The organism is Carnobacterium sp. (assembly GCF_032094055.1).
Lineage (GTDB): Bacteria > Bacillota > Bacilli > Lactobacillales > Carnobacteriaceae > Carnobacterium_A.
Genome location: NZ_DAMDAK010000095.1, coordinates 816 through 5,568, shown reverse-complemented (window position 1 = coordinate 5,568; position 4,753 = coordinate 816). Strand labels below are relative to the sequence as shown.

10 protein-coding genes are annotated in these 4,753 nt (G+C 38.9%); all 10 read right to left on the bottom strand.

The window, feature by feature from the left end; translation table 11 throughout:
• A partial coding sequence (gene rpsK, locus RT405_RS11860; protein ID WP_313469924.1) for a 30S ribosomal protein S11 occupies positions 1–249 on the bottom strand: 249 nt, incomplete at its 3' end.
• Positions 250–274: 25 nt separating this feature from the next.
• Positions 275–640, bottom strand: coding sequence for a 30S ribosomal protein S13 (gene rpsM, locus RT405_RS11855; protein ID WP_313469923.1), 366 nt, complete (start codon positions 638–640; stop codon positions 275–277).
• A 31-nt stretch (positions 641–671) separates the two neighbouring features.
• Entirely contained in the window at positions 672–785 is a 114-nt protein-coding gene (gene rpmJ / locus RT405_RS11850) for a 50S ribosomal protein L36 (protein WP_035031159.1), read from the bottom strand.
• A gap of 35 nt (positions 786–820) precedes the next feature.
• Complete coding sequence (infA, locus tag RT405_RS11845) at positions 821–1,039, bottom strand: translation initiation factor IF-1 (protein WP_034551736.1); 219 nt, start codon at positions 1,037–1,039, stop codon at positions 821–823.
• Between the two features lie 263 nt (positions 1,040–1,302).
• Positions 1,303–1,959 (bottom strand): adenylate kinase, encoded by a 657-nt coding sequence (locus RT405_RS11840; protein WP_313469919.1) that lies wholly within the window; start codon positions 1,957–1,959, stop codon positions 1,303–1,305.
• Between the two features lie 60 nt (positions 1,960–2,019).
• Positions 2,020–3,318, bottom strand: a complete 1,299-nt coding sequence (secY, locus tag RT405_RS11835) for a preprotein translocase subunit SecY (RefSeq protein WP_313469917.1) — start codon at positions 3,316–3,318, stop codon at positions 2,020–2,022.
• Complete coding sequence (rplO, locus tag RT405_RS11830) at positions 3,318–3,758, bottom strand: 50S ribosomal protein L15 (protein ID WP_035031151.1); 441 nt, start codon at positions 3,756–3,758, stop codon at positions 3,318–3,320. Before rplO ends, secY begins: the two co-directional genes overlap by 1 nt.
• A 41-nt stretch (positions 3,759–3,799) precedes the next feature.
• A complete protein-coding gene (rpmD, locus tag RT405_RS11825; RefSeq protein WP_035031149.1) occupies positions 3,800–3,979 on the bottom strand; it encodes a 50S ribosomal protein L30 in 180 nt (59 codons plus the stop codon).
• 17 nt (positions 3,980–3,996) lie between these two features.
• Positions 3,997–4,497: a 30S ribosomal protein S5 gene (rpsE, locus tag RT405_RS11820; RefSeq protein WP_035031146.1), complete on the bottom strand. Its 501-nt coding sequence runs from the start codon at positions 4,495–4,497 to the stop codon at positions 3,997–3,999.
• Between the two features lie 20 nt (positions 4,498–4,517).
• The coding region (rplR, locus tag RT405_RS11815; RefSeq protein ID WP_313469916.1) for a 50S ribosomal protein L18 at positions 4,518–4,753 on the bottom strand (236 nt) is incomplete at its 5' end.

Here is a 4,753-nt window from a genome sequence, read left to right as displayed (position 1 = left end):
AACTTCTACATTTTTCATACCATTTTCCATACATACTTTAGCGGCTGTTTCTGCTGCCATTTGAGCTGCGAATGGAGTTGATTTTTTAGAACCACGGAAGCCTAAAGCTCCTGCAGAAGACCATGCAACTGCATTTCCATGAACATCTGTAATCATTACAATTGTGTTGTTAAAAGTAGAGCGAATATGAGCTATTCCACTTTCAATATTTTTTTTCACACGGCGTTTACGTACAACTTTTTTGACCATGAAGGTTGACCTCCTTACTTAATTATTATTTTTTCTTACCTGCGATTGATTTTGACGGACCTTTACGAGTACGTGCGTTGTTTTTCGTGTTTTGTCCACGGACTGGTAAACCACGACGATGACGCATACCTCTGTAAGAGCCGATTTCAATTAAACGTTTAACGTTTTGGCTGACTTCACGACGAAGATCACCTTCAATTTTCAACTTATCGATTTCTGCACGAATAGCATCTAATTGATCATTTGTTAATTCATTTACACGGATTTCTTCGGATACTCCAGCAGCAGTCAATACTTGTTGAGCTGTTGTTTTACCGATTCCATATATATATGTTAGGGAAATTACTACACGTTTGTCACGCGGAATATCCACACCAGCAATACGAGCCATTTAGATTACACCTCCTGATAATTTAACTTGATTAACCTTGACGTTGTTTATGTTTAGGATTTTCACAAATCACCATAACATGACCATTACGTCGGATAACTTTACATTTGTCACAAATTTTCTTAACTGATGGTCTTACTTTCATGAACTATACCTCCCATTTTGATTGACGGAGTACAATTATTTAAAGCGATAGGTAATGCGCCCACGGGTTAGATCATACGGTGACAATTCAACTGTTACTTTATCTCCGGGTAGGATTCTAATGTAGTGCATCCGAATTTTTCCTGAAACATGTGCCAATACAATATGGCCATTTTCAAGTTCGACTTTAAACATTGCATTCGGCAAAGTTTCAACGACTGTTCCTTCTATTTCAATGACATCGTCTTTCGCCACGCCTCGTACCTCCTTAAAAGTGTTTCGCATTTTAAACGCGATAAACAGTGAGCGCCTGAGCCCTCACCTTCTGTTTTCATCTTAACCTATTAATTATATCACAACATAACAGCATTGAAAAGTCAACACCTGGCACATTATACCATAAAATTAATATAGTAACAAGTTTGCTGCAGACTATCGCTATGCTTACTTTCATTGACCGCTTCAATGCGGATCAGGTATCAAAACGAGTTAAAAGCTAGTCTCATTAGTGCATGCGATTATTTTTCAACATCGGCAATAATGTTTTGAATCTCTTTGAACACGTCATGAAGTTCTGCTTCGCCATTAACGGTATGCAAGACATTGCGTTTTGAATAGAAATCTACTAGCGTATTTGTTGACTCAAGGTTAACATCAATACGTTTTTCAACAGTTTCAGGTTTATCATCTTCTCTTTGATAAAAGTCATGTCCACCGCAACGATCACAAGTTCCAGCCACCTTTGGAGGATTATAGAGTTTATGATAAGTTGCACCGCATGTCCGACAAATAAACCGTCCAGTCAAACGTTCCATTAAAATGTCTTTATTTACATTAATGTAAATAACAGCATCTAAATCTTTATTTAGTTCTTTCAGATTGCTTTCCAAAGCTTCCGCTTGATTCAGCGTTCTTGGATACCCATCTAGTAAAAAGCCTACTTCAGTATCTGCTTCAGCTAAACGTTCTTTTACAATACCGTTAGTCACTTCATCAGGTACTAATTCGCCTTTATCCATATAGGTTTTTGCTTCTAATCCTAAGGCAGTTTCATTTTTGATAGCAGCACGGAACATATCCCCTGTTGAAATATGCGGCACGTGATACGTGTCGACAATTTGTTCAGCTTGCGTTCCTTTTCCTGCACCAGGAAGACCTATTAAAATGAGATTCATCATTTTCCCTCCTATTAATGTAAGAATCGGTGCTGAGGATAGTTCCCCAACACGTTCTTCTTATTGTATAAAGCCTTGGTAACTACGTTTAATCATTTGACCTTCTAATTGTCTCACTGAATCCAAAGCAACACCGACTACGATCAGTAGGCTGGTACCACCAAGAGCTAGTGAATGAGGCAAATTCCATAAACCTGAGGCAATAATCGGCAGTAATGCAATAATTCCTAAGTAAAGAGCTCCGACTGTACTTAAGCGTGTCAATGTGCTTGAAATATAGTCTTGTGTCGGTTTACCAGGACGCACACTTGGAATATAACCACCTTGTTTTTGTAAGTTTTCTGCCACTTTCTCCGGATTCACTTGAATGAATGCGTAGAAATAAGTAAAGACTACGATCAGTAGAATGTACAAAGCAGCTCCAATCGGTTCTTGCATATTAAAGATCTTATTCAAGATGACAAACCACTGAGCATCGCCATAATTCTGACTAAAGAATCCTAACAAAGTTTGTGGCGTCATAATAAATGAACTTGCAAAAATAACTGGAATTACGCCGGCAGAGTTTACTTTTAAGGGTAAATGTGAACTTTGGCTTGTGCCAGTTGCACGTTTCGAATATTGAACCGGTATTTTACGTTTTGCATTTTCGATATAAACTACTACAATCGCTACGATCGCAATGGCAATCACTAATGCGACAGAGAAAATAATAGCTGTCGTTAATTGATCACCGGCATTGCGGATCTGTGTATTGTAATAAGTGGCTACATCAGTCGGTATTTTTGCAACGATTCCTGAAAAGATAATCATTGATACCCCATTACCAAAACCTTTAACCGTGATTTGTTCCCCTAACCACATCACAAACATCGTTCCAGCTGTTAAAATAATCGCAATTGTCAGATAAGTAGCAGTTCCAGGATCTTTGATCAATCCTTCGCCTGTGAGAGCATTAAATCCGAAAGAGATACCGATTGCTTGAACAAATGCCAAGCCGATCGTAACATATCTCGTTACCTGATTTAATTTTCTGCGTCCTACTTCTCCTTGTTTTGACCATTCAACAAACTTAGGAATAATATCCATCTGCAATAATTGGATCACGATCGAAGCAGTGATATAAGGAGAAACACCTAAAGCAAAAATAGAAAACTGGCTCAACGCTCCCCCACCAAAGGTATTTAACAAACCGAACAATCCATTCGACGAAGTCGAAAGACCTTGTAAGGCTGAAGCATTCACACCAGGAACCGTTAAATGTGTCCCAATGCGAAAGATAATTAAAATACCCAGTGTGAAGAGAATTCTTTTTCTAATGTCTTTTGCTTGAAAAGCTGTTTTCAAAAGTGTGAACATTAGATCACCTCGATTGAACCACCAGCAGCTTCAATCGCTTCTTTAGCTGCTTGAGAGAATTTGCTTGCTTTAACAGTCAGTTTACGTTCAACTTGGCCGTTACCCAAAACTTTAATCCCAGATTTTTCAGCTTTAACGATACCAGCTTCAACCAGCATAGCTGGAGTTACTTCTGTACCATCTTCAAAACGGTTTAAGGTTTCAAGGTTTACAATTGCATATTCTTTGCGGTTGATGTTTGTAAATCCACGTTTTGGTAAACGACGGAACAATGGTGTTTGTCCACCTTCGAACCCTAGACGTACGCCACCACCTGAACGTGATTTTTGTCCTTTTTGACCACGACCTGAAGTTTTACCATTACCTGATGAAGATCCACGTCCAACGCGATTGCGTTCTTTACGAGAACCTTCAGCATATGTTAATTCATGAAGTTTCATATAGATTGGGCACCTCCTTCAATAAAAGATTTCGTTCTTTTTTAAACTTCTTTAACGTCCACTAAATGTGAAATTGTGTTGACCATACCTTTGATAGCATCATTAGCAGGTTTAACTACAGAAGTATTAGTTTTTTTCAAACCTAATGCTTTAACTGTATCACGTTGATTTTGAGGACGTCCGATAACGCTACGTTTTAAAGTGATTTCTAAATTAGCCATTTCTTGTTGTCCTCCTTTTATCCTAGAATTTCTTCTACAGATTTGTTACGAAGTTTTGCAACTTCTTCAACGCGTTTTAATTGTTGTAATCCTTGAACTGTTGCACGAACCATGTTGATCGGTGTGCTTGATCCTAAAGATTTACTTGTGATATCAGCGACACCAGCAAGTTCTAAGATTGCACGTACTGGACCACCAGCAGATACTCCAGAACCTTCTTTAGCAGGTTTCATTAAGATGTTTCCGCCGCTGTAACGTCCGATAACTTCATGAGGAATCGTACTTTCGACCATAGGTACTTCAATAAGATTCTTTTTAGCGTCTTCGATTGCTTTGCGGATAGCTTCAGGTACTTCTTGTGCTTTACCAGTACCGAAACCTACGTGTCCATTTTTATCTCCGACAACAACTAATGCAGCAAAACGTAAACGGCGTCCACCTTTAACAACTTTAGTTACGCGGTTGATTGAAACAACACGATCTTCTAATTCCAAGTGAGTTGGATCGATGTAAACCATGTGTGGTATTCCTCCTTTTTTTAAAATTCTAGTCCATTTTCGCGGGCAGCTTCAGCTAAAGCTTGCACACGGCCATGGTAAAGGTATCCACCACGGTCAAAGACTACTTTTTTAATTCCTTTTTCTACGGCTTTTTTAGCTACAGCTTCCCCAACTACTGATGCTTGGTTCACTTTAGTTTCGCCTGAGATGTCTTTGTCTAATGAAGATGCACTTGCTAGCGTCACACCCGCTACGTCATCAATTAATTGAGCGT

Excerpts from the sequence above, each read along its gene's own strand:
- rpsM (WP_313469923.1), bottom strand. The coding sequence starts at position 640 with ATGGCTCGTATTGCTGGTGTGGATATTCCGCGTGACAAACGTGTAGTA.
- rpmJ (WP_035031159.1), bottom strand. The coding sequence starts at position 785 with ATGAAAGTAAGACCATCAGTTAAGAAAATTTGTGACAAATGTAAAGTT.
- RT405_RS11840 (WP_313469919.1), bottom strand. The coding sequence starts at position 1,959 with ATGAATCTCATTTTAATAGGTCTTCCTGGTGCAGGAAAAGGAACGCAA.
- secY (WP_313469917.1), bottom strand. The coding sequence starts at position 3,318 with ATGTTCACACTTTTGAAAACAGCTTTTCAAGCAAAAGACATTAGAAAA.
- rplO (WP_035031151.1), bottom strand. The coding sequence starts at position 3,758 with ATGAAACTTCATGAATTAACATATGCTGAAGGTTCTCGTAAAGAACGC.
- rpmD (WP_035031149.1), bottom strand. The coding sequence starts at position 3,979 with ATGGCTAATTTAGAAATCACTTTAAAACGTAGCGTTATCGGACGTCCT.
- rpsE (WP_035031146.1), bottom strand. The coding sequence starts at position 4,497 with ATGGTTTACATCGATCCAACTCACTTGGAATTAGAAGATCGTGTTGTT.